The following is a 22,541-nucleotide window of genomic DNA, read 5'->3' as shown; positions in this document are numbered from 1 at the left end:
CCCGTTGTGGGCAGCCGCTCCACGGGGCCGCTGCCCACACGGGCCCCGCCGGTCAGCGTGGGGAGTACGACAAGCCGTGCCCCACCGGATACAGCACCCGCCCCGGGGCCTCCGCGCTCTGGACCGGGACCGGGAGCCGGCCGAGTGGCCGGGCCCGGCCGGCCAGGACGCGGGCGGCGGCCCGGAGTTCGACGTCCGTCCAGGAGTAGGCCGCGAGAGAGGCCCGCTGTCCACCGAGACGCGCGATGTCGTACGGGTTGCGGATCGCGACCGTCACGACGGGCACCCCGGTGGCGACGAGCCGCGCGACGAGCGTCCGCTGCGGGCTGGTGGCGCCGACGTTGTACGTGCCGACCACGACCACGTCCCTGCCGGCCGCCGCCGCCACCGCCTCCTCGATCTTCGCGGCCGTCGGGGTGATCCCGGTGGAGAGCGCGGTCGCGGTGAAGCCGAGTTCCGTCAGGGCGGTCGCGAGCGTCGTGGTCGGGGGGCCCGTGGTGCCGGACGGCGAGGCCGGGTCGGCGCCGACGACGAGGACCGAGCGGTGGGAGGCCGGGCTCAGCGGCAGGAAGCCGTCCTCGTTGAGCAGCAGGGTCGTGGTCGCCTCGGCGATCCGGTCGGCGTGGGCGAGGTGCTCCTCGCTGCCGACCACGCGCTCGACGCCCGCCCGGGTCGCGTACGCCTGCCGGAAGAGGCCGAGCTTCGCCTTGAGCCGCAGGATCCGCAGGATCGATTCGTCGAGCCGGGCCTCCGTCAGTTCACCGTCCCTGACGGCCTTGAGGACCGCGTTCCAGGCCACGTCGAGCTTGGGCGGGTTGAGCAGCTGGTCCACCCCGGCCTTGAGGGCGAGGACCGGGACGCGCTCGTCGCCGTACTTGGTGCGCACGCCCTCCATGCCGAGGGAGTCGGTGACCACCACGCCGTCGTAGCCGAGCTGTTCGCGCAGGATGCCGGTGAGGATGGGCCGGGAGAGGGTCGCCGGGTCCTCGCTGGGGTCGAGCGCGGGGACCACGATGTGCGCGGTCATGATCGAGTCGATGCCGGCGTCGATCGCCGCCCGGAACGGCGGCGCGTCGAGCTCCGCCCACTGCTCCCGGGTGTGGGTGATCGTCGGCAGTCCGTAGTGGCTGTCGACGGCGGTGTCGCCGTGGCCGGGGAAGTGCTTGGAGGTGGCCGCGACCCCGGCCCGCTGGTACCCCTTGACCTGCGCGGCGACGAGTCCGGCGACCGCCTGCGGGTCCGAGCCGAAGGAGCGGACGCCGATGACGGGGTTGGCCGGGTTGACGTTCACGTCGGCGACGGGGGCGTAGTTCTGCCGGATGCCGACGGCGGCGAGTTCCTCGCCCGCGATCTGGGCGGCCTTGCGGGCGTCCGCGTGCGAACCGCCGGCGCCGAGGGCCATCGCCCCGGGCAGCAGGGTGGCCGGCTTGCCGACCCGGCAGACGATGCCGTGCTCCTGGTCGGTGGAGATGAGCACCGGGACGGGGGTGGGCTGTGCGAGCGCGGCCTGCTGGATGCCGTTGGAGAGTTCCGCGATCTGCTGGGGCGCGCGGGTGTTGTGGGCCCAGGCGAAGTAGATGATCCCGCCGACGTGGTAGCGCTCGACCAGTTCGGCGGCGGTGCGGACGCCGATCTCGGCGAGGTTGGCGTCGATGTCGGCCTGGTCGGGGGCGGTGGCGGAGTGGCCGTAGACCCGCATCACGAAGAGCTGGCCGACCTTCTCCTCCAGCGACATCCGGTCGATGATCCGCTGGAGTCCGCGGTCGTTCGTCTCCGCGTGGGCGGCGGGGGCGAGGGCGCCGGTGACGGCCGCCGCGGCGGCTGCGGCGGTCACCGTGAGGAGGGTGCGTCGGGAGGGGGCGGGGGCGCGGTGGTGCACTGATGCTCCTTCCGGCCGTGCAAGGTTGAAGGAAACTTCCAAGGTGTCACGGATAGCCCGAAAGTAACTGCCAGGTCAAGGACCCGCGCAGGAATCACCCGCGCACTCCTCATGCGGCCGACGCGATCGAGGGCCAGAGCTCCTGGAGCGTACGGACCGTCTCCCGGATCGCCGGGCGCCGCGCCGCCCCCGTCCGCCAGATGGCGTGCAGCCGGCGCGTCGGCGTCGGGTCGAGCCGCACCGGCACCACCTCCGGCGGCAGCGCGCCCCGCCCCAGGCGCGGGACCAGGGCGATCCCCAGGCCGGCCGCCACCAGGGCCACCTGCGTGTGGTTCTCCTCCGCCTGATGGGCGATCAGCGGCTCGTACCCCGTCGCCCGCAGCGTCCGCGTGAGCCAGTCGTGGCAGACCGTCCCCGGCGGCTGCGAGATCCACCGCTCCGCCGCCAGTTCCTCCCGGCGCACCGACTCCCGCGCCGCCAGCGGATGGTCCCGGTGGACGAGGATGTCGCACAGGTCGTCGCCGATGACCACCTGCTCGACGCCCGGCGGCGCCGGCAGTGGCGCGATGTCCCAGTCGTGCGCCACCGCCAGGTCGATCACGCCCCGCGCCACCAGGTCGATCGAGAGGTGCGGGTCCACTTCCGAGAGGCGGGCGTCGAGCTCGGGGTGGAGCCGGGCCAGCTCGGCCAGCGCCCGGGGCATCAGACCGCGTGCCGCGCTCGCGAAGCAGGCGATCGTGAGCCGCCCTGCGGGCCGGCCCCGCCGCTCTTCGAGCCGTACCTCCGCCTCCTCGACGAGTGCCAGCAACTGCCGCGCCGTGGCTGCGAGTTGGTGGGCGTCGTCGGTGAGCCGGATGCCGCGCCCGCTGCGTTCGAGCAGGGTCGTGCGGGTCTCCCGCTCCAGCTTCGCGATCTGCTGGGAGACCGCGGACGGGGTGTAGCCGAGAGCGGTGGCGGCGGCGCCGACACTGCCGTGGACGGCGACGGCGTGCAGGGCGCGAAGACGGCCGAGATCCAGCACGGGCAGCTCCCGGATGGAGGGGCGGATGTAGGAACGCTTCATCTCACCATGAAGGAATCCGTGCTGGTGCTACACGGTCGGCGGCGGCCATGCTCGATCGCATGCACCCCGCACGCACCGCTCCGGCCGGTTCCGGCCCGGGCCGACTCGCCCCTGCCCACATCGCCCTCGCCGCCCTGGTCGCCGCCGTCTGGGGGGTCAACTTCGTCGTCATCGAGATCGGCCTCGACCACTTCCCGCCGCTGCTCTTCTCCGCCCTCCGCTTCCTCGTCGCCGCCCTGCCGGCGGTGTTCCTCGTCGGCCGCCCGAAGGTCGCCTGGAAGTGGATTCTGGGGGTCGGCCTCGTGCTCGGTGTGGCCAAGTTCGGGCTCCTCTTCACCGGCATGGACCTCGGCGCCCCGGCCGGGCTCTCCTCCCTCGTCCTCCAGGTCCAGGCCGTCTTCACCGCCCTCTTCGCCTTCGCCGCCCTCGGCGAACGCCCCGGGCGCCGCAAGCTCGCCGGCATGGCCGTCGCCCTCGCCGGCATCGGCGTCGCCGCCGTCGACGAGGGTGCGGCGGGCTCCGTGACCGGCTTCGCCCTGGTGATCGCCGCGGCGGCCTGCTGGGGCGTCTCCAACGTCCTGACCCGCAAGGCCGCCCCGCCCGACGCGCTCAACTTCATGGTCTGGGTCAGCACCGTGCCCGTCCTGCCGCTCCTCGCCCTCTCCCTCCTCCTGGAGGGTCCGGAGCGCGACCTCGCGGCCCTGCGGGAGCTCGACTGGGCGGGCGTCGGCGTGATCGTGTACGTCGCGTGGATCACGACGGTCTTCGGCTTCGGCGCCTGGGGCTGGCTGCTGCGCCGCCACCCCGCCTCCTCCGTCGCCCCCTTCTCCCTCCTCGTCCCCGTCTTCGGCATGTCCTCGGCCGCGCTGTTCCTGGGGGAGGGAGTGAGCCTCCTCCGCTGGTGCGCGGCGGCGCTGCTCGTGGGGGGAGTGGCGCTGACGTCCTTCGCGCCGCGACGGGGCACGGGAGGGGACCCGGGCCGGAAACCCGTGGCGTCCGGTGAGCCCGTGGCCGTATCGTTCCCGCGTCCCGCCCGTGAGGAAAGGCCCGTATGACCTTCGAGAACGTCACCGTCGACAGCCTCGGGCCCGCTCCCGGCGCCGTCCTGCTGGCGGGCATCCCCGGGAGCGGCAAGAGCACCGTCGCGGCGGCCCTCGCCGCCCGTTTCGCCCGGGCGGCGCACATCGAGGGCGACCACCTCCAGGAGCTGATCGTCCGGGGCGGCCACTGGCCGAGCCCGGACGGTGACACGGAGGCGGACCGGCAGATCCTGCTGCGCGCCCGCAACGGCTGCCTCCTCGCGGACAGCTTCGCCGCGGCGGGCTTCCTGCCGGTCCTCGACGACGTGGTCGTGCGCCGCTCCCACCTGGACTTCTACCGCGCCCACGCTCAGGCGGTCCCGCTCCACGTGGTCGTCCTGGCCCCCGGCCCGGACAAGGCCTGGGAGCGCAACAACGCCCGTCACAAGAAGCTGACCACGAACTGGGCGTTCCTGGACGAGGCCATGCGCGCCGAACTCTCCGGCGAGGGCGTCTGGATCGACAACGCGGAGCAGACGGTCGAGGAGACGGTCGACGCGGTCCTCGCGGCGACGGGCCTGACCGCCGCGGCGAACACCCCTCAGGGCGACGCGAAGCCGAACGGCCCGGCCGGCTCGTAGCGGTCGCCGGCGTCCCCGGGCGTCCCTGCGCCGCCCCCACCGGCGGGTGCGGCGCGCTCAGCCCTCGGAGCGGGGAAGCCGTCGGTCCTCACGAGGATCTCGCGTCCTTCGAGGGGCAGGACGAGGTCCTCGCCGAAGGGGATCGTCTCCTGCTCGGGTAGCGCCCCGCTACCCCCGCGGCGCCGCCGTCGACCCCCTGACCACCAGCTCCCCCGGCACCGTCTCCTCGCCGCCCGCCGGAGGCTCCTCCGCGCCCATCGCCAGGCGGCCCGCCCGTACGCCCGCCTCGTGCAGCGGGAGGCGGACGGTCGTGAGGGCGGGGACCGCGTCCACCGAGAACGGCAGGTCGTCGAAGCCGGCGACCGACACGTCCCCGGGGATGGAGAGCCCCCGCTCCCGCAGGGCCGCGCAGACACCCAGCGCCACCGTGTCGTTGGCCGCGACGACGGCCGTGAGGTGCGGGTCGCGGGCGAGGAGTTCGGCCGCGGCCTCGTGGCCGGAGCGGCGGTCGTACGACCCGTGGACCGTCGGCCCCTCGGGGACGCCCGCGGCCGCGAGCGCCTCCCGGTGGCCCTCCAGGCGGTGCCGGGTGGTGGTGCGGTCGGCCGGGCCCGCCACGTAACCGATCCGCCGGTGTCCGAGGCCGAGCAGGTGCTCGGTGAGGAGGCGCGCGCCGGTGCGGTTGTCGAAGACGAGGGCCGCCGCGCTCGCGTCGCCGGCCACCGGCGGCCGCCCGCACAGCACGACCCGGGTCCCCGCCTCCGCCAGCTTCGTCAGCTTGCCGGCCGTCGCCGCGAGGTGCTCGGGGTCCTCCAGGGAGCCGCCCATGAGGATCACGGCCGCGGCCCGCTGCCGCTGGAGCAGGGTGAGGTAGGTCAGCTCGCGCTCGGGGGAGCCGCCGGTGTTGCAGACGACGGCGAGCTTCTCGCCCCCGCCGCGCCCCGTGGCGCTCTCCCCGATCGCGCTCTGCGCCGCGCTCGCCATGATTCCGAAGAAGGGGTCGGCGATGTCGTTGACGAGGACGCCGACCAGGTCGGAGGTGGCGGCGGCGAGGGCGCTCGCGGGGCCGTTGAGGACGTAGTCGAGCTCGTCCACGGCCTTCAGCACCCGTTCCCGGGTCGACGCGGCGACCGGGTAGTTGCCGTTCAGGACGCGGGAGACGGTGGCGGGGGAGACCCGTGCGCGGGCGGCCACGTCCGCCAGGGTGACGGTCATCGCGTGCGTACCTCCAGGGCCCTTGTCGGCAGCGATGTCGGCAGGCTAGCGTCATCCTCGATGGAAAGCGCTTTCTATCCATGGATCCGGATGGGGCGAGGGCGCGGAGCACAGCGGAGAGGAACCTTTCGTGACACGCAGGACAGTCCGCATCGCCATGAACGGCGTCACCGGGCGCATGGGCCACCGCCAGCACCTCGTCCGCTCGATCCTCGCCCTGCGCGAACAGGGCGGCCTCGACCTCGGCAACGGCGAGACCCTCTGGCCCGAGCCCGTCCTCGTCGGCCGCCGCGAGCACGCCCTGCGCGCCCTCGCCGAGCGCCACGGCCTCACCGAGTGGTCCACCGACCTCGATGCCGTCCTCGCCGACGACGGCATCGACATCTACTTCGACGCCCAGGTCACCTCGGCCCGCGCCGACGCCCTCACCAAGGCCATCGCCGCCGGCAAGCACGTCTACACCGAGAAGCCCACCGCCGCCGACCTCGCCGGCGCCCTCGAACTCGCCCGCCTCGCCACCGAGAAGGGCGTCAAGCACGGCGTCGTCCAGGACAAGCTGTTCCTCCCCGGCCTGCTCAAGCTCAAGCGCCTCATCGACGGCGGCTTCTTCGGCGAGATCCTGTCCGTGCGCGGCGAGTTCGGCTACTGGGTCTTCGAGGGCGACTGGCAGGACGCCCAGCGCCCCAGCTGGAACTACCGCGCGGAGGACGGCGGCGGCATCGTCGTCGACATGTTCCCGCACTGGGAGTACGTGCTCCACGAGCTCTTCGGCCGGGTCACCTCCGTCACCGCCCAGGTCGCCACCCACGTCCCGCGCCGCTGGGACGAGCACGGCAAGCCCTACGAGGCCACCGCCGACGACGCCGCGTACGGCATCTTCCAGCTGGAGGGCGGCGCCGTCGCCCAGATCAACTCCTCCTGGACGGTCCGCGTCAACCGCGACGAACTCGTCGAGTTCCAGGTCGACGGCACCCACGGCTCCGCCGTCGCCGGCCTGCGCAACTGCCGTGTCCAGCACCGGAGCCTGACCCCCAAGCCGGTCTGGAACCCCGACATCCCCGCGACCTACTCCTTCCGCGACCAGTGGCAGGAGGTCCCCGACAACGCCGAGTTCGACAACGGCTTCAAGGCCCAGTGGGAGCTGTTCCTCCGGCACGTCGCGCTCGACGAGCCGTACCACTGGGACCTCCTCGCCGGCGCCCGCGGCGTCCAGCTCGCCGAGCTGGGCCTCAGGTCCGCCGCCGAGGGCCACCGCCTGGAGGTCCCGGAGGTGACGCTGTGACGATCCACCTCCCCGGACCCGGCGGCTCGACGCGGGCGTACGAGCCCCGCACCGAACCGCTCGCGCTCTCCCCGGCCGGCCCCCTGACCTCCCGTACGGTCTTCTCCGCCGCGCACGTCGTCGCCGACCCGTACGCCGACACCACCCCCGACTCCCCGGCCGCCGTCGACTGGGACGCCACCCTCGCCTTCCGCCGCCACCTCTGGTCCCACGGCCTCGGGGTCGCCGAGGCCATGGACACCGCCCAGCGCGGGATGGGCCTCGACTGGGCGGGCGCGGCCGAACTGATCCGCCGGTCCGCCGCCGAGGCCGAGGCGGTCGGCGGCCGGATCGCGTGCGGCGTCGGCACCGACCAGATCACGGGCGGCACCCTGCCGGAGATCCGCGCCGCGTACGAGGAACAGCTCGCGGTCGTCGAGGAGTCGGGCGCCCAGGCCGTCCTCATGGCCTCCCGCGCCCTCGCCGCGGAGGCGTCCGGCCCCGAGGACTACGCGGACCTCTACGGGCACCTCCTCCGCCAGGCCTCCGAGCCCGTGGTTCTGCACTGGCTGGGCCCGATGTTCGACCCGGTGCTCGACGGCTACTGGGGCTCGACCGACCTGGACGCGGCCACCGAGACCTTCCTCGACGTGATCAAGGCCCACCCCGACAAGGTCGACGGCATCAAGGTCTCCCTCCTCGACGCCCGGCGCGAGGTCGAGCTGCGCCGCCGCCTCCCGGAGGGCGTCCGCTGCTACACGGGCGACGACTTCCACTACCCGGAGCTGATCGCGGGCGACGAGCAGGGCTTCAGCCACGCCCTCCTCGGCATCTTCGACCCGCTGGGCCCGCTGGCGGCCGAGGCGGTCCGGATCCTCGACACCGGCGACGTGGCGGGCTTCCGCAAGACCCTCGACCCGACGGTCGAACTCTCCCGGCACCTCTTCCGGGCCCCCACCCGCTTCTACAAGACGGGCGTGGTGTTCCTCGCCTGGCTGGCCGGCCACCAGGACCACTTCACGATGGTCGGCGGCCTGCAGTCCGCCCGCTCGCTCCCGCACCTGGCCCGCGCCTACGAACTCGCCGACGGCCTCGGCCTGTTCCCGGACCCGGCCCGCGCGGAGTCCCGGATGCGCTCGCTCCTCACCGTGTACGGAGTCCCCCAGTGAACCTCGACCGCTTCTCCCTCAACCAGATGACGGTGAAGCAGCTGACCCTCCCCGAGCTCGTGCGGGAGTGCGTCCGGCTCGGCGTCCCGGGCGTGGGCCTGTGGCGCGAACCGGTCCGGGAGTACGGGGTGGAGGCCGCGGCCGCCCTCGTACGGGACGCGGGGCTCGCCGTCACCACCCTCTGCCGGGGCGGCTTCTTCACCTCGGACGGCTGGGAGGCGGAGAACCGCGCGGCGATCGACGAGGCCGTCACCCTCGGCACCGACACCCTCGTCCTGGTCTCCGGCGGCCTCACCCCGGCCTGCCCCGACCTGCCCGCCGCCCGCGCCCGCATCACGGAGGCGATCGGCGAACTCGCCCCGTACGCGGGGGAGCGGGGCGTCCGCCTGGCGATCGAGCCCCTGCACCCCATGTACGCCTCGGACCGCTGTGCGGTCTCGACGCTGGACCAGGCCCTGGAGATCGCGGAGCGCTTCCCCGCCTCCCAGGTCGGCGTCACGGTCGACACGTACCACCTCTGGTGGGACGACCGGGCCCCGGCGGCGGTGGAACGCGCGGGCGCGGCGGGCCGCATCCACTCCTTCCAGCTCGCCGACTGGACCACCCCGCTCCCGGCGGGCGTCCTCAACGGCCGGGGCCAACTGGGCACGGGAGCGATCGACCTGCCGGCCTGGTCGGCCCTGCTGGAGAAGGCCGGCTACACGGGCCCGGTCGAGGTGGAGCTCTTCAACGACGAACTGTGGTCCAGGAACGGCACGGAGGTCCTGGAGGAGACGCTGGAGGCGTTCCAGGCGGTCTGACGCGCCACCGGCCGGCGCGGAGGGTCCTCGGACGCCCCGCCCGGTGCTCCGCCCCCGACCGACGGGGAGGCGGAGCACCGGACGACCGGACTCCGAGGAGTCAGCAGGGACGGATGTGGTACACCGGCGTCCACGAGGCCGTGCCGCTCTGCGGGGCCCTGCTGGTCCAGCGGAGGCTGCCGTCGCTGTTGTAGAACTTCGCGACGGTGCCCGAGGTCTGGTTGTTGTTGAAGTACCCGTCGCCGACGCCGGAGAAGTCGTAGTAGCCGCAGTAGTAGTAGTCCCAGCGGCTGCCGTTGCCGTCCTGGATGCACAGGTGGCCGTAGCTGCAGCTGATGGCCGCGGCGTCGGCGGTGCCGGGGGTGGAGAAGGTGACGGACCCGCCGGGCATGGTCGCCTTGCCCTCGGCGAGCTGACGCTCGCCGGGATGGCTCGCCAGGTAGGCGTCGACCTTCTGCTGGAGGCCGTCCGCCCGGTCGGCCGCGGGCGCGGCCGACGCGGTGCCCGCCAGCAGTTGGCCGGCGGCCAGCGCCACGGCCGCCCCCGTCATCGCCAGGCTCTTGATCCACTTCATGCCGCTGTTCCCCTTCACGTTGATGGCTTCGACGCCCCCGTCGTGACTGCCGCCCCCGAGGGCACGCCCATCGTTCCGGTGGCGCGGGACGGCTTGAAGGGCGAATCAGGACAGTGTGGTGGCAAGCGGGGCTGTCTTGACGAGGCTGCTCAAACGCCCTTTACGGGGATGGGCAGCGCATTCCGTACGGCGGCCGTCGTCGACGGGACGATCAAGCGCGCGCCGTGGCGGATCAACGCCATCCCGCCGCCCGCCGCACGATGTCCGACCTCTTCGCTACGGTCGAGGCATGTCCAACGAAGGCCGCGGACCGGCAGTGGTCGAAGGGGTTCTGGAGCGGATCACCTACGCCAACGAGGAGAGCGGGTACACGGTCGCCCGGGTCGACACCGGGCGGGGTGCCGGGGACCTGCTCACGGTGGTCGGGGCGCTGCTCGGCGCGCAGCCGGGGGAGTCGCTGCGGATGGAGGGCCGCTGGGGGTCGCACCCGCAGTACGGCAAGCAGTTCACCGTCGACAACTACACGACCGTCCTGCCCGCCACCATCCAGGGCATCCGGCGCTATCTCGGCTCCGGGCTGATCAAGGGCATCGGCCCCGTCTTCGCCGACCGCATCACGCAGCACTTCGGGCTCGACACCCTCGACATCCTCGAAGAGGCCCCCGCGCGCCTGATCGAGGTCCCCGGGCTCGGTCCCAAGCGGACCAGGAACATCACCGCGGCCTGGGAGGAGCAGAAGGCCATCAAGGAGGTGATGGTCTTCCTCCAGGGCGTCGGCGTCTCGACCTCCATCGCCGTGCGGATCTACAAGAAGTACGGGGACGCCTCCATCTCCGTCGTGAGGAACCAGCCCTATCGCCTCGCCGCCGACGTGTGGGGCATCGGGTTCCTCACCGCCGACAGGATCGCGCAGGCCGTCGGCATCCCGCACGACAGCCCCGACCGGGTGAAGGCCGGCCTGCAGTACGCGCTGTCGCAGTCCAGCGACCAGGGGCACTGCTTCCTTCCCGAGGAGCGGCTCATCGCGGACGCCGTGAAGCTGTTGCAGGTCGACACCGGGCTCGTCATCGAGTGCCTCGGCGAGCTCGCCGACGATCCCGAGGGGGTCGTACGGGAGGTCGTGCCCGGGCCCGAGGGGGCGCCCGTCACCGCCGTGTACCTGATCCCCTTCCACCGGGCCGAGCTGTCGCTCGCCGGGCAGCTCCGGCGGCTCCTGCGGACCGAGGAGGACCGGATGCCGGCCTTCCGGGACGTGGCCTGGGACAAGGCGCTGGCCTGGCTCGCCGACCGGACCGGGGCGACGCTCGCGCCCGAGCAGGAGGAGGCCGTGAAGCTCGCCCTCACCCGCAAGGTCGCCGTGCTCACCGGCGGCCCCGGCTGCGGCAAGTCCTTCACGGTCCGCTCGATCGTGGAGCTGGCCCGCGTCAAGAAGGCCAAGGTCGTGCTCGCCGCCCCCACCGGGCGGGCCGCCAAGCGGCTCGCCGAGCTGACCGGAGCCGAGGCCTCCACCGTCCACCGGCTCCTGGAGCTGAAGCCGGGCGGGGACGCGGCCTACGACCGGGACCGGCCGCTCGATGCCGATCTGATCGTCGTCGACGAGGCCTCCATGCTCGACCTGCTCCTGGCGAACAAGCTGGTCAAGGCCGTGGCGCCGGGTGCCCATCTGCTGCTCGTGGGGGACGTCGACCAGCTGCCGTCGGTCGGCGCGGGCGAGGTCCTCGGCGATCTGCTCTCCCCCGGCAGCCCCGTACCGGCGGTGCGGCTGACCCGGATCTTCCGGCAGGCCCAGCAGTCCGGGGTGGTGATCAACGCGCACCGGATCAACGCCGGCACCCCGCCGCAGACCCAGGGCCTGCCGGACTTCTTCCTCTTTGCCGAGGAGGAGACGGAGGACGCGGCCCGGGTCGCCGTGGACGTCGCGGCCCGGCGCATTCCGGCCAAGTTCGGCCTCGACCCGCGCCGGGACGTCCAGGTCCTCGCCCCCATGCACCGGGGCCCGGCGGGCGCGGGCTCGCTGAACGGGCTGCTCCAGCAGGCGATCACCCCGGCCCGCCCGGACCTGCCGGAGAAGCGGTTCGGCGGCCGGGTCTTCCGGGTCGGTGACAAGGTGACCCAGATTCGGAACAACTATGAGAAGGGGGCCAACGGGGTCTTCAACGGTACGGTCGGCGTCGTCACGGCTTTGGACACCGTCGAACAGCGGCTGACCGTGCGGACGGACGAGGACGAGGAGGTGCCGTACGACTTCGACGAGCTGGACGAACTCGCCCACGCGTACGCGGTCACCATCCACCGCTCGCAGGGCAGCGAGTATCCGGCGGTGGTGATCCCGGTCACCATGAGCGCCTGGATGATGCTCCAGCGCAACCTGCTCTACACGGCCGTGACCCGGGCCCGGAAACTGGTCGTCCTGGTCGGCTCGCGCCGGGCGATCGCCCAGGCGGTCCGTACGGTCTCGGCGGGCAGGCGCTTTACCGCACTCGCCCATCGGCTCACAGGGGACGCCCTCGTGTGAAAGATCACGGGGACTACCGGAACCGGGGCGAAGGGGGCAGGATATGAAGGTTGGCGGCACTGAGTGCCGCCGAATGGCCCAATGAGCGACCCCGAGTGCACTCTCCTGAGCCAAATGGGGGATGGTAGAGACAGTCAGGGCACCTCGAAGAAGAGGCACTACGTCGGTGAGGGATGACGTGAGCGACAACTCTGTAGTACTGCGGTACGCGGACGGTGAGTACACCTACCCGGTGGTCGAGAGCACCGTCGGCGACAAGGGCTTCGACATCGGCAAACTCCGAGCCCAGACCGGTCTGGTCACCCTGGACAGCGGATACGGCAACACCGCCGCCTATAAATCCGCCATCACCTACCTCGACGGTGAGCAGGGCATTCTGCGGTACCGCGGCTACCCCATCGAGCAGCTGGCCGAGCGCTCCACCTTCCTTGAGGTGGCGTACCTGCTGATCAACGGTGAGCTGCCCAAGGTCGACGAGCTGTCGACCTTCAAGAACGAGATCACGCAGCACACGCTGGTCCACGAGGACGTCAAGAACTTCTTCCGCGGCTTCCCGCGGGACGCCCACCCCATGGCCATGCTGTCCTCGGTGGTCTCCGCGCTGTCCACCTTCTACCAGGACAGCCACAACCCGTTCGACGAGCAGCAGCGTCACCTCTCCACGATCCGGCTGCTCGCCAAGCTTCCGACGATCGCGGCGTACGCGTACAAGAAGTCGATCGGTCACCCCTTCGTCTACCCGCGCAACGACCTCGGCTACGTCGAGAACTTCCTGCGCATGACCTTCTCGGTCCCGGCGCAGGAGTACGACCTCGACCCGGTCGTCGTCTCCGCGCTCGACAAGCTGCTGATCCTGCACGCGGACCACGAGCAGAACTGTTCGACCTCCACCGTGCGCCTGGTCGGCTCCTCGCAGGCGAACATGTTCGCCTCGATCTCCGCCGGCATCTCGGCCCTGTGGGGCCCCCTGCACGGCGGCGCCAACCAGTCGGTCCTGGAGATGCTGGAAGGCATCCAGGCCAACGGCGGCGACGTCGACTCCTTCATCCGCAAGGTGAAGAACAAGGAGGACGGCGTCCGCCTGATGGGCTTCGGCCACCGGGTGTACAAGTCCTTCGACCCGCGCGCCAAGATCATCAAGGCGGCGGCGCACGATGTCCTCTCGGCCCTCGGCAAGTCCGACGAGCTGCTCGACATCGCGCTCAAGCTGGAGGAGCACGCGCTCTCCGACGAGTACTTCGTCTCGCGCAACCTCTACCCGAACGTGGACTTCTACACGGGTCTCATCTACCGCGCGATGGGCTTCCCGACCGAGATGTTCACCGTGCTCTTCGCGCTCGGCCGGCTCCCCGGCTGGATCGCCCAGTGGCACGAGATGATCAAGGAGCCGGGCTCCCGCATCGGCCGCCCGCGCCAGATCTACACGGGTGAGGTCCTCCGCGACTTCGTCCCGGTCGAGGCCCGCTGACGCCCGGCTGACGCGCCCCGGAGGCGAACCGAGCCTCGAAAAGGCGAAAAGCGCCCCGCCACCGATCCCCCCACGGGTCGGCGAGCGGGGCGCTTTCCATGTCCCGGTGCGGATTCCCCCCACGGGATCCTGGCCGGGCGTCCTGTGCGCGGTCTGCCGGGGTACGTACGGGAGGGCCGCTCAAAGCTCCCCGGTGCACGTGCCCCGGCCGCGCTTGCCTGGGACGTCCCCCAAGACATCCCATGAACGTCCCCCAAGACGTTCTTGGCATCGCCCACTTAGACTCGCGAACAGCCCAGATGGTTACCCCCCAATATCTGTGATCTAGATCTCTTTGTGAAGGTCCTGTGCGTCACACGTAAGCGAATTCACTTGAACCGGCGCAGACGAAGGCTGTTGGAAACGACGAACACGGACGAAAAGGCCATGGCCAGGCCCGCGATCATCGGGTTGAGGAGTCCGGCCGCCGCGAGGGGGAGCGCGGCGAGGTTGTAGCCGAAGGCCCAGCCCAGGTTCCCCCGGATCGTCGCCAGGGTCCGCCGGGCCAGCCGGATGGCGTCCGCCGCGACCCGCAGGTCGCCCCGGACCAGCGTCAGGTCGCTCGCCTCGATGGCCGCGTCGGTGCCCGTCCCCATCGCGAGCCCGAGGTCGGCGCCGGCGAGCGCGGCGGCGTCGTTCACCCCGTCGCCCACCATCGCGACCGTACGGCCCTGAGCCCGGAGCCGCCGGACCACCTCGGCCTTCTCCTCGGGCAGCACCTCCGCGATCACCTCGTCGATGCCCACCTCGGCCGCCACCGCCTCCGCGACCGCCCGGTGGTCCCCGGTGAGCAGCACCGGCCGCAGCCCCAGGGCCCGCAGCCGGGCGACCGCCTCGGCGCTGGTGTCCTTGACGGTGTCGGCGACGGTCAGGGTGCCCCGGGCCACCCCGTCCCAGGCGACGTGGACGGCGCCGGGCTCCGTCGTCGCGGGCGCCTCGACGCCCTCGGCCGCGAGCAGGGCGGCGCGCCCGACGAGGACGAGGCGGCCGTCGACGGAGCCGCGCACGCCGAGGCCGGGCACGTTCTCGAAGGTCTTCGGTGTGGGGAGCTCTCCGCAGCGCTCGGCGGCGCCGGCCGCGATCGCGCGGGCGACCGGGTGCTCGGAGGAGTGCTCCAGGGCGCCCGCGAGGCGCAGCAGCTCGGTCTCGTCGGCGGAGTCGGTGCCGTACCGCCCGCCGTGCACGTGCACGCCGGTCAGCCGCATGCGGCCGGTGGTGACCGTCCCGGTCTTGTCGAGGACGACCGTGTCGACGCGGCGGGTGGACTCCAGGACCTCGGGGCCCTTGATGAGGATGCCCAGCTGGGCGCCGCGGCCGGTGCCGACCATGAGGGCGGTCGGGGTGGCGAGGCCGAGGGCGCAGGGGCAGGCGATGATCAGGACGGCGACGGCGGCGGTGAAGGACGCGGTGACGTCGCCGGTCACGAGAAGCCAGGTCACGAGGGTGGCGAGGGCGATGAGGAGGACCACCGGGACGAAGACGGCGGAGATCCGGTCGGCGAGCCGCTGCACCTCGGCCTTGCCGCTCTGGGCCTCCTCGACGAGCTTCGCGATGCGGGCCAGTTGCGTGTCGGCGCCGACGCGGGTGGCCTCGACGACGAGCCGGCCGGAGACGTTGACGCAGCCGCCGGTGACGGTGGAGCCGGGGGTGACGTCCAGGGGCAGCGACTCGCCGGTGAGCAGGGAGGCGTCGACGGCGGAGGCGCCCTCGGCGACGGTGCCGTCGGTGGCGATCTTCTCCCCGGGGCGTACGACGAAGAGGTCGCCGGTACGGAGCTCGCCGACCGGCACCCGTACCTCCCTCCCTTCGCGTAGGACCGCCACGTCCTTGGCGCCGAGCTCCATCAGGGCCCGCAGCGCGGAGCCGGCCTTCCGCTTGGCGCGGGCCTCCAGGTAGCGGCCGAGGAGGATGAAGGCGACGACCCCGGCGGCGACCTCCAGGTAGATCGCGGAGGAGGCGTGGGCGCGGTCGGCGGTGAGGTCGAAGCCGTGCCGCATGCCGGGCATGCCGGCGTCGCCGAGGAAGAGGGCCCAGAGGGACCAGCCGTACGCGGCGAGGGTGCCGACCGAGACGAGGGTGTCCATGGTGGCGGCGCCGTGCCGGAGGTTGGTCCAGGCGGCCCGGTGGAAGGGCAGTCCGCCCCAGACGACGACGGGGGAGGCGAGGGTGAGCGAGAGCCACTGCCAGTCGTCGAACTGGAGCGAGGGGACCATGGCGAGCAGGACCACGGGCGCCGCGAGGAGGGCGGAGACGGTGAGCCGCTGCCGGAGGGAGGCGAGCTCGGGGTCCTCCGGCTCGTCCGGCTCCTCCGGCTCGTCCACCGGCGGGGCGGGTTCCTCGGCGGTGTAGCCCGTCTTCACGACGGTGGCGATCAGCTCGTCGACGCCGACGTCCGGCGCGTGCTCGACGCGTGCCTTCTCGGTGGCGTAGTTGACGGTGGCGGTGACGCCGTCCATCCGGTTGAGCTTCTTCTCGACGCGGGCGGCGCAGGAGGCGCAGGTCATCCCGCCGATCGTCAGCTCGGTGACGGTGGTGCTTGGCATGTGCGGGTTCCAAAGGGGAGCAGGGCCGTACCAGGTAACGGTACGGCCCTGCGACGCCTGTGCGGCGGGGGGTCAGACCAGCTCGTAGCCGGCCTCGTCCACGGCGGCGGCGACGGCCTCGCGGTCGAGGGCGGTGTCGGAGACGACGGTGACCTCGCCGGTCTTGGCGACGGCGGTGACGGAGGAGACGCCGGGGATCGCGGAGATCTCGCCGGAGACCGCGCCCTCGCAGTGGCCGCAGGTCATGCCCTTGACCTGGTAGACGGTGGTGAGTTCGGTCTTCGTCTCTGCGGACATGGCGCTCTCCTCCTGGGGGTTCAGGGTCTTACGATGACGAGACTATACCCCTAGGGGGTATAAATTCCAGTCCGGGGCGGCGGGGGTGGGCAGGGCGGCCGGGTTCCGGCCCGAGCCCATGGTAAATACCCGACATGTCGCATTCGGGGAGCACGCTCATCCTGATCATGGCGATCGCCGTCCTGGCGCCGCTGCTCGCCTACGCGGTGGGGCGCAGGCTCCCCGTCCCCCTCGTCATCTTCGAGATCCTGCTCGGCATCCTCATCGGCCCCGACGTCCTCGACTGGGCCCGGCCCGGCGCGCTGATCGACGGTCTCTCCCAGCTCGGCCTCACCATGCTGATCTTCCTCGCCGGGTACGAGATCGAGTTCGGCAAGGTCCGCGGCGACACCCTCCGGCGCTCCGTGTGGGCCTGGGTGATCGCCCTCGGCCTCGGGCTCGCCACCGGCGTCCTGCTCGGCGGCGGCTACACCAAGGGCGTCTTCATCGGCGTCGCCCTGACCAGCACCGCGCTCGGCACCGTCCTGCCGGTGCTGCGGGACGCCGGCGACCTCCACGGGCGGTTCGGCTCGGTCGTCATGGCCTTCGGGGCGGTCGGCGAGTTCGGCCCGATCATCGCGATGGCGCTGCTGCTCAGCGGGCGGGGCGCCGCCGAGTCCACCGTCCTCCTCGCCGTCTTCGCCGCGCTCACGGCGGTGGCCGTCCTCTGGGCGCTGCGGCCCCGCCCGCCGTGGTTCTCGAAGGTCATCGCCAGGACCCTGCACAGCAGCGGCCAGTTCGCGGTCCGCTTCGTCTTCCTGCTGCTCGCCCTGATGCTCGGGGCGTCGACGGCCCTCGGGCTCGACGTGCTGCTCGGCGCCTTCGCGGCCGGGCTCATCACCCGGCTCGTGCTGACCGGGGCCGCGCCCGACTCCGGGCCGCAGATCCTGGAGAAGGTCGAGGGCGTCGGCTTCGGCTTCCTCGTCCCGGTCTTCTTCGTCGTCACCGGCATCGAGTTCGACCTCGACTCGCTCCTCGGCGGGGGCCGGACCCTGCTCCTGCTGCCGGTCTTCCTGGCGCTCTTCCTGGTCGTGCGCGGCGGGCCGATCCGGTTCCTCGCCCCGCGCGACCTCGACCGCGAGGACCGGCGCGGCCTCGTCCTGTACGGCTCCGCGGCGCTGCCGCTCGTCGTCGCCATCACCACCATCGGCGTGGACGACAAGGAGATGACGGCCGGCGAGGCGGCGGCGCTCGTCGGGGCCGCCATGCTCTCCGTCCTCGTCTTCCCGCTGCTCGCGATGAAGCTGCGGGCGCGGACGGGCTCGGGGGCGGGCCCCGGCGAGGAGGCGCGGCCCCCGGAGTCGGTCGGCGGGGCGGAGACGTGGTGACCGGCCCGGAGGTCGGCGGGGCGGAGGCGTGGTGACCGGCCCGGGGGTCAGCGGGGTGGGGGCGTCGTGACCGGGGCCTCGACCAGGGGGCAGAGGTAGCGCAGGAGGACGGTCTTCAGCTCGGCGACGGTCGCGTCCCGCTCGGGACCCTCGGGCGCGGCCAGGACGAGTCCCAGCCCGCCCTTGAAGATCGCGAAGGTCATGTCGGCGATCCGGGCGCGCTCGGCGTCGGACAGCGCCGGGGCGTAGTGCGCGATCACCTCCTGCACCGAGGCCAGCAGGCTGGCGTGCAGGGCGTCGTGCTCCTCGGCGATCCGCCCCGGCACCTCGGAGCCGTGCATCAGGGCGAGGAAGACGGGGTTCTCGCAGTTGAACGCGATCAGCGGGTCGACGACGACGTCCAGCATCTCGGGCAGCGGCAGGGCGAGGTTCTCCGGGGTGAACGCCTGGCCGTGGGCCTCCCGCATCTCGCTCAGGAGGCGCTCGCCGAGCTCTATCGCGATGGCCTCCTTGTTCGGGAAGTACTGGTAGAGCGTGCCGGGCGAGACGCTCGCCTCCCGGGCGATCGCGTTGGTGCTGGTCGCCGTGTACCCGGACGCGCAGAAGACCCTCGCGGCGGCCTGGAGCAGCTGCGCGATGCGGCGTTCGCCACGGGCCTGGCGGCGGCGCGGCTTCGGTTCTTCGGACACGTCTCCGGACATGGCTGTCCCCAGCTCTCCTCGGCACGTTTGACAAACACGAGAGGTCGCTCGCATTCTTGTGAAACGCGAGTGATCACTCGTGTTTGCCAGTCTATGGCAATGGGCGGCCCCTGCGACCTGCCGGGAAGCGCGTGCAGGGGCCACGGTGAAGGGGACACCGCGTCATGTCCGAAGTCAAGAAAACGGCGTCCGGGGGCGGGCGTGGCGGCGGATGGACGCGGTTCGTCACCGCCCGGCCGCGCCTCACCCTCCTGGTGGCCCTCGTGCTCACCGCCCTCGCCGTCCTCGCGGGCGGCGGCGTCGCCGACCGCATGGGCAGCGGCGGCTGGGAGGACCCGGCCGCCGAGTCCACGTACGCCACCAAGGCCCTGGAGCGGCAGTTCCCCGGCTCCCAGCCGAACGTGCTCCTCCTCGTCGACGCGGGCGACGCCCCGACCACGGGGGGAGCCGCCGCCGTCGACGCCCCCGCCGTCGCCGCCGAGGCCCGGAAGCTCGCCGAGCGGCTCGACGCCGAACCGGACGTCGAGGGCGTCGGCTCCTACTGGTCCACCGGCTCGCCCGCCCTCCGCTCCGAGGACGGCCGCCAGGCCGTGATCGCCGCCCGCATACCCGGCGAGGAGAAGGACGCCGCCGCCGTCCTCGACCGGATCGCCCCCGCCTACCGGGGCACCCACGGCCCCGTCGAGGTCTCCCTCGGCGGCGGACTCGCCGTCCGCCACGAGATGCAGACCGTCATCCAGGAGGACCTGCTGCGGGCCGAGCTCATCGCCCTGCCCGTCACCCTCGTCCTGCTCGTCATGGTCTTCGGCAGCGCCGTCGCCGCCCTCCTGCCGCTCGGCGTCGGCATCGTCGCCATCCTCGGCACCAACGCCGTCCTGCGCGGCATCACCGAGTTCACCGACGTCTCCGTCTTCGCGCAGAACCTGACGACCGCCCTCGGACTCGGACTCGCCATCGACTACGCCCTGTTCGTCGTCCGCCGCTACCGCGAGGAGCTCGCCGCCGGCGCCGACACGTACACCGCCGTCCGCACCACCCTGCGCACGGCCGGACGGACCGTGCTCTTCTCCGCCCTGACCGTCGCCGTCTCGCTGGCCGCGATGCTGGTCTTCCCGCAGTACTTCCTGCGCTCCTTCGCGTACGCCGGGATCGCCGTCGTCCTGCTCGCCGCCACCGCCGCGCTCACCCTGCTCCCCGCCGCCCTCGTGCTGCTCGGCGACCGGGTCAACGCCCTCGACCTGCGACGCCTCCTCCGGCGCGGCCGGTCGCCGAAGGAGGCCGGCGACGGCACGGGCCGGGACGCCGGCACCGACGCGGGCCGGGACGCCGGCGACGGTGCGGGCTGGGGGCGGGCCGCCGCCCTGGTGATGCGCCGGGCGCCCGTCTTCGCCGTCGTCACCACCACCGGACTCGTCCTGCTCGGACTGCCCTTCCTGGGCGTGAAGTTCGGCACCGCCGACGACCGCCAGCTCCCCGTCTCCGCCTCCTCCCGCGTCGTCCAGGACCAGTTGCGGGACGGCTTCCCCGGCAACCCGGGCGGCGGCATCACCGTCCTCGCCGAAGGGACGGCCACCCCCGCGCAGTACGCCGACTACCGCGAGCGGATCTCCGCCCTCGACGGCGTCGCCCGGGCCGAGGGGCCCGTCACCGGCGGCGGCGCCGCCTACTTCACCGTGGTGCCCGACGGCGAGACCGTCGGCGCCGACGCCCAGCGGGTCGTCGGGGAACTGCGCACGGCCGAGGCGCCGTTCGCCACCTCCGTCACCGGACCGGCCGCCGTCCTCGTCGACTCCAAGGACGCCATAGCCGAGCGGCTGCCCTGGGCGGCCGGGATCATCGTCCTCGTCACCCTGCTCCTCGTCTTCCTGCTCACCGGCAGCGTCGTCGTCCCCGTCCAGGCCGTCCTCCTCAACGCCCTCAGCCTCACGGCGATGTTCGGCGCCGTCGTCTGGGTCTTCCAGGAGGGGCACCTCGCCGGCTTCCTCGGCTTCACCTCCACCGGCGACATCGAGACCACCCTGCCCGTCCTCATGTTCTGCGTGGCCTTCGGACTCTCCATGGACTACGGGGTGTTCCTGCTCTCCCGCATCAAGGAGGAGTACGACGCCACCGGCGACCACGAGCGCTCCGTCCGCTTCGGACTGCGCCACACCGGCGGTCTGATCACCGCCGCCGCCGTGATCCTCGCCGTCGTCATGGTCGCCATCGGCACCTCCCGCGTCACCAACACGAAGATGCTCGGACTCGGCGTCGCCCTCGCCGTCCTCATGGACGCGATGGTCGTCCGCAGCCTCCTCGTCCCCTCCGTGATGAAGCTGACCGGCCGCCTCACCTGGTGGGCACCCGGACCGCTGCGCCGCTTCCACGACCGCTTCGGCATCAGCGAGGCGGACGCCCCGGCCGATGCCGACACCGGCACCGGCACCGACACCGGCACCGGGGAGCGGGAGTACAGCGCCGCCCGCTGACCCGACACGGCGGGACGCCGGGCCGGTGGGGGATCCGGGGCCCGGCGTCCCGTCCGCGGCGGGCTCAGTCGCGGCGGGCCCGGTTGCCGGGGCGGCTCGCGACCCAGGCGTGGATCGTGTCCGCGTACCAGTAGGGCTTGCCCGACTCCACCCGGTCCGGCTCCGGGAGAAGCCCGTGCTTCCGGTAGGAGCGGACCGTGTCGGGCTGCACCCGGATGTGCGCCGCGATGTCCTTGTACGACCAGAGCCTTCTGTCCGTCATGCCCGGTACCTCCCTGCGCGCCGCGCAGCGGCGGCGGGGGTGCCGTTCGGGGGCGCTGCGGGCGGGCGATGGCGATCAAGCGATCAATCCAGCCTGTGCCCCTTGCAACGCCCCTCCCGACAGGAGGGGAGCGGCTGTCGAACGCCTGTGACGCAAAGCCCGCGTAACGGAGACATATGTGACGGCGGAGTGATCCGCGTGACGGAAGCGGCACACACGCCCACCGGTGTGTCCGCGTGCGTCACCCCTGGTCAGAGCGGTATGCGCCGGGCCGCACACCTGTCACGCGTCGCACGACCCGCCGTCATACGCCGCAGGAGCGGAGAAAGCGCCGGGTCCGCAGGGCGATCGGGTACGGCACGTCCGGCTCGCACGGGTACATGTCCTGCTCGACGATCGCGAACAGGTCCACGTCCAGCGCCGCAGCGGCCGCGAGCACCGGTTCGAGCGCGGGCACCCCGGACGGCGGCTCGCACATCACACCCCGCCCCACCGCAGGACCGAACGGCACCCCCTCGGCCACCACCCCGGCCAGCACCTCCGGATCGACCTGCTTGAGATGGAGGTAGCCGATCCGCTCCCCGTACGTCTCGATCAGCTTGACGCTGTCCCCGCCGGCGTACGCGTAGTGCCCGGTGTCCAGGCAGAGCGCGACCGCGTCCGGGTCGGTGGCGTCCAGGAAGCGCGTCACGCTCTCCTCGCCGTCGATGTGGGTGTCGGCGTGCGGATGGACCACGATCCGCAGCCCGTACCGCTCGCGCACCTCCCGCCCCAGACGCTCCGTCAGCCGGGTCAGATCCCGCCACTGCCCGGCGGTCAGCGTCGGCTCCTCCAGGACCTCGCCGGTCCTGTCGTCCCGCCAGAACGACGGGATGACGACCAGATGGCCCGCGCCCACGGCCTGCGCGAGGGCGGCGTTCTCCGCGACGTGCGCCCAGGTCCGGTCCCAGACGTCCGGGCCGTGGTGCAGCCCGGTGAAGACGGTCCCCGCCGAGACCCGCAGCCCGCGCCGCGCGGTCTCCTCCGCGAGGACGGCCGGATCGGTGGGCAGATAGCCGTACGGACCCAGCTCGATCCACGTGTAGCCGGCGCCCGACACCTCGTCGAGGAACCGCTGCCACGGCACCTGCCGGGGATCGTCGGGGAACCACACCCCCCACGAGTCGGGGGCCGATCCGATACGGATCCGGGACGGTGGCGACGGCTGCGGCGACGGCTTCGTCATGAGTGCCACCTTGACGGCGCCCCGAGAGCACCGTC

The 22,541-nt window shown here is 72.6% G+C and carries 18 protein-coding genes; 9 read left to right on the top strand and 9 right to left on the bottom strand.

The window, feature by feature from the left end:
- Positions 1-52 precede the first annotated feature (52 nt).
- Both ABZ318_RS04330 and ABZ318_RS04325 read right to left on the bottom strand, forming a co-directional pair.
- The gene (locus ABZ318_RS04330; RefSeq protein WP_356900970.1) at positions 53-1,879 is read right to left on the bottom strand and encodes a glycoside hydrolase family 3 protein; all 1,827 of its coding nucleotides are present in this window, start codon (positions 1,877-1,879) and stop codon (positions 53-55) included.
- Between the two features lie 109 nt (positions 1,880-1,988).
- Positions 1,989-2,900 (bottom strand): LysR substrate-binding domain-containing protein, encoded by a 912-nt coding sequence (locus ABZ318_RS04325; RefSeq protein ID WP_356900983.1) that lies wholly within the window; start codon positions 2,898-2,900, stop codon positions 1,989-1,991.
- Between the two features lie 101 nt (positions 2,901-3,001).
- On the opposite strand from ABZ318_RS04325, the gene ABZ318_RS04320 reads away from it, so the two are divergent.
- Together ABZ318_RS04320 and ABZ318_RS04315 are read left to right on the top strand one after the other, a co-directional pair.
- Positions 3,002-3,997, top strand: a complete 996-nt coding sequence (locus ABZ318_RS04320; protein ID WP_356900969.1) for an EamA family transporter — start codon at positions 3,002-3,004, stop codon at positions 3,995-3,997.
- Complete coding sequence (locus ABZ318_RS04315; protein ID WP_356900968.1) at positions 3,994-4,602, top strand: AAA family ATPase; 609 nt, start codon at positions 3,994-3,996, stop codon at positions 4,600-4,602. The genes ABZ318_RS04320 and ABZ318_RS04315 overlap by 4 nt, the downstream gene beginning before the upstream one ends.
- Positions 4,603-4,770: 168 nt before the next feature.
- Here ABZ318_RS04315 and ABZ318_RS04310 read toward each other — a convergent pair whose 3' ends face one another.
- A complete protein-coding gene (locus ABZ318_RS04310) occupies positions 4,771-5,817 on the bottom strand; it encodes a LacI family DNA-binding transcriptional regulator (RefSeq protein ID WP_356900967.1) in 1,047 nt (348 codons plus the stop codon).
- Between the two features lie 130 nt (positions 5,818-5,947).
- Between ABZ318_RS04310 and ABZ318_RS04305 the strand changes: the two genes are divergently transcribed.
- Genes ABZ318_RS04305 through ABZ318_RS04295 form a run of 3 tightly spaced genes read left to right on the top strand, consistent with a single transcriptional unit; the run spans position 5,948 to position 9,047 of the window.
- Positions 5,948-7,099: a Gfo/Idh/MocA family oxidoreductase gene (locus ABZ318_RS04305; protein ID WP_356900966.1), complete on the top strand. Its 1,152-nt coding sequence runs from the start codon at positions 5,948-5,950 to the stop codon at positions 7,097-7,099.
- A complete protein-coding gene (locus ABZ318_RS04300; protein WP_356900965.1) occupies positions 7,096-8,247 on the top strand; it encodes a dihydrodipicolinate synthase family protein in 1,152 nt (383 codons plus the stop codon). Before ABZ318_RS04305 ends, ABZ318_RS04300 begins: the two co-directional genes overlap by 4 nt.
- Positions 8,248-8,273: 26 nt before the next feature.
- On the top strand, positions 8,274-9,047 hold the full coding sequence (locus ABZ318_RS04295) for a sugar phosphate isomerase/epimerase family protein (protein ID WP_356900982.1): 774 nt from the start codon (positions 8,274-8,276) through the stop codon (positions 9,045-9,047).
- Between the two features lie 100 nt (positions 9,048-9,147).
- On the opposite strand, the gene ABZ318_RS04290 is transcribed toward ABZ318_RS04295, so the two are convergent.
- Positions 9,148-9,621, bottom strand: a complete 474-nt coding sequence (locus ABZ318_RS04290) for a hypothetical protein (RefSeq protein WP_356900964.1) — start codon at positions 9,619-9,621, stop codon at positions 9,148-9,150.
- A 289-nt stretch (positions 9,622-9,910) separates the two neighbouring features.
- Here ABZ318_RS04290 and ABZ318_RS04285 point away from each other — a divergent pair, with 289 nt between their 5' ends.
- Entirely contained in the window at positions 9,911-12,136 is a 2,226-nt protein-coding gene (locus ABZ318_RS04285; RefSeq protein ID WP_356900963.1) for an ATP-dependent RecD-like DNA helicase, read from the top strand.
- Between the two features lie 178 nt (positions 12,137-12,314).
- On the top strand, positions 12,315-13,604 hold the full coding sequence (locus tag ABZ318_RS04280) for a citrate synthase (protein ID WP_030685223.1): 1,290 nt from the start codon (positions 12,315-12,317) through the stop codon (positions 13,602-13,604).
- A gap of 368 nt (positions 13,605-13,972) precedes the next feature.
- Here the strand turns inward: ABZ318_RS04280 and ABZ318_RS04275 are convergent, their stop codons facing one another.
- Both ABZ318_RS04275 and ABZ318_RS04270 read right to left on the bottom strand, forming a co-directional pair.
- Complete coding sequence (locus ABZ318_RS04275) at positions 13,973-16,186, bottom strand: heavy metal translocating P-type ATPase (protein WP_356900962.1); 2,214 nt, start codon at positions 16,184-16,186, stop codon at positions 13,973-13,975.
- A gap of 72 nt (positions 16,187-16,258) precedes the next feature.
- Positions 16,259-16,483, bottom strand: coding sequence for a cation transporter (locus ABZ318_RS04270; protein ID WP_356900961.1), 225 nt, complete (start codon positions 16,481-16,483; stop codon positions 16,259-16,261).
- A gap of 134 nt (positions 16,484-16,617) precedes the next feature.
- On the opposite strand from ABZ318_RS04270, the gene ABZ318_RS04265 reads away from it, so the two are divergent.
- Positions 16,618-17,850, top strand: a complete 1,233-nt coding sequence (locus ABZ318_RS04265; protein ID WP_356900960.1) for a cation:proton antiporter — start codon at positions 16,618-16,620, stop codon at positions 17,848-17,850.
- Between the two features lie 47 nt (positions 17,851-17,897).
- Here the strand turns inward: ABZ318_RS04265 and ABZ318_RS04260 are convergent, their stop codons facing one another.
- A complete protein-coding gene (locus ABZ318_RS04260) occupies positions 17,898-18,551 on the bottom strand; it encodes a TetR/AcrR family transcriptional regulator (protein WP_356900959.1) in 654 nt (217 codons plus the stop codon).
- 164 nt (positions 18,552-18,715) lie between these two features.
- On the opposite strand from ABZ318_RS04260, the gene ABZ318_RS04255 reads away from it, so the two are divergent.
- Positions 18,716-21,019, top strand: a complete 2,304-nt coding sequence (locus ABZ318_RS04255; protein WP_356900958.1) for an MMPL family transporter — start codon at positions 18,716-18,718, stop codon at positions 21,017-21,019.
- 64 nt (positions 21,020-21,083) lie between these two features.
- Here the strand turns inward: ABZ318_RS04255 and ABZ318_RS04250 are convergent, their stop codons facing one another.
- Both ABZ318_RS04250 and ABZ318_RS04245 read right to left on the bottom strand, forming a co-directional pair.
- On the bottom strand, positions 21,084-21,281 hold the full coding sequence (locus ABZ318_RS04250; protein WP_356900957.1) for a MarR family transcriptional regulator: 198 nt from the start codon (positions 21,279-21,281) through the stop codon (positions 21,084-21,086).
- Positions 21,282-21,585: 304 nt separating this feature from the next.
- Entirely contained in the window at positions 21,586-22,506 is a 921-nt protein-coding gene (locus ABZ318_RS04245; protein ID WP_356900956.1) for a sugar phosphate isomerase/epimerase, read from the bottom strand.
- Positions 22,507-22,541 lie beyond the last annotated feature (35 nt).

Source organism: Streptomyces sp. NPDC006197 (assembly GCF_040613865.1).
In the GTDB taxonomy this organism is placed as follows: Bacteria; Actinomycetota; Actinomycetes; order Streptomycetales; family Streptomycetaceae; genus Streptomyces.
This window is presented reverse-complemented; position numbering and strand designations above follow the sequence as displayed.

Coding starts and splice junctions, on each gene's coding strand:
- ABZ318_RS04295 (WP_356900982.1), top strand. CDS start 8,274: ATGACGGTGAAGCAGCTGACCCTCCCCGAGCTCGTGCGGGAGTGCGTC.
- ABZ318_RS04320 (WP_356900969.1), top strand. CDS start 3,002: ATGCACCCCGCACGCACCGCTCCGGCCGGTTCCGGCCCGGGCCGACTC.
- ABZ318_RS04270 (WP_356900961.1), bottom strand. CDS start 16,483: ATGTCCGCAGAGACGAAGACCGAACTCACCACCGTCTACCAGGTCAAG.
- ABZ318_RS04250 (WP_356900957.1), bottom strand. CDS start 21,281: ATGACGGACAGAAGGCTCTGGTCGTACAAGGACATCGCGGCGCACATC.
- ABZ318_RS04310 (WP_356900967.1), bottom strand. CDS start 5,817: ATGACCGTCACCCTGGCGGACGTGGCCGCCCGCGCACGGGTCTCCCCC.
- ABZ318_RS04260 (WP_356900959.1), bottom strand. CDS start 18,551: ATGTCCGGAGACGTGTCCGAAGAACCGAAGCCGCGCCGCCGCCAGGCC.
- ABZ318_RS04255 (WP_356900958.1), top strand. CDS start 18,716: ATGTCCGAAGTCAAGAAAACGGCGTCCGGGGGCGGGCGTGGCGGCGGA.
- ABZ318_RS04265 (WP_356900960.1), top strand. CDS start 16,618: ATGTCGCATTCGGGGAGCACGCTCATCCTGATCATGGCGATCGCCGTC.
- ABZ318_RS04315 (WP_356900968.1), top strand. CDS start 3,994: ATGACCTTCGAGAACGTCACCGTCGACAGCCTCGGGCCCGCTCCCGGC.
- ABZ318_RS04290 (WP_356900964.1), bottom strand. CDS start 9,621: ATGAAGTGGATCAAGAGCCTGGCGATGACGGGGGCGGCCGTGGCGCTG.
- ABZ318_RS04285 (WP_356900963.1), top strand. CDS start 9,911: ATGTCCAACGAAGGCCGCGGACCGGCAGTGGTCGAAGGGGTTCTGGAG.
- ABZ318_RS04245 (WP_356900956.1), bottom strand. CDS start 22,506: ATGACGAAGCCGTCGCCGCAGCCGTCGCCACCGTCCCGGATCCGTATC.
- ABZ318_RS04275 (WP_356900962.1), bottom strand. CDS start 16,186: ATGCCAAGCACCACCGTCACCGAGCTGACGATCGGCGGGATGACCTGC.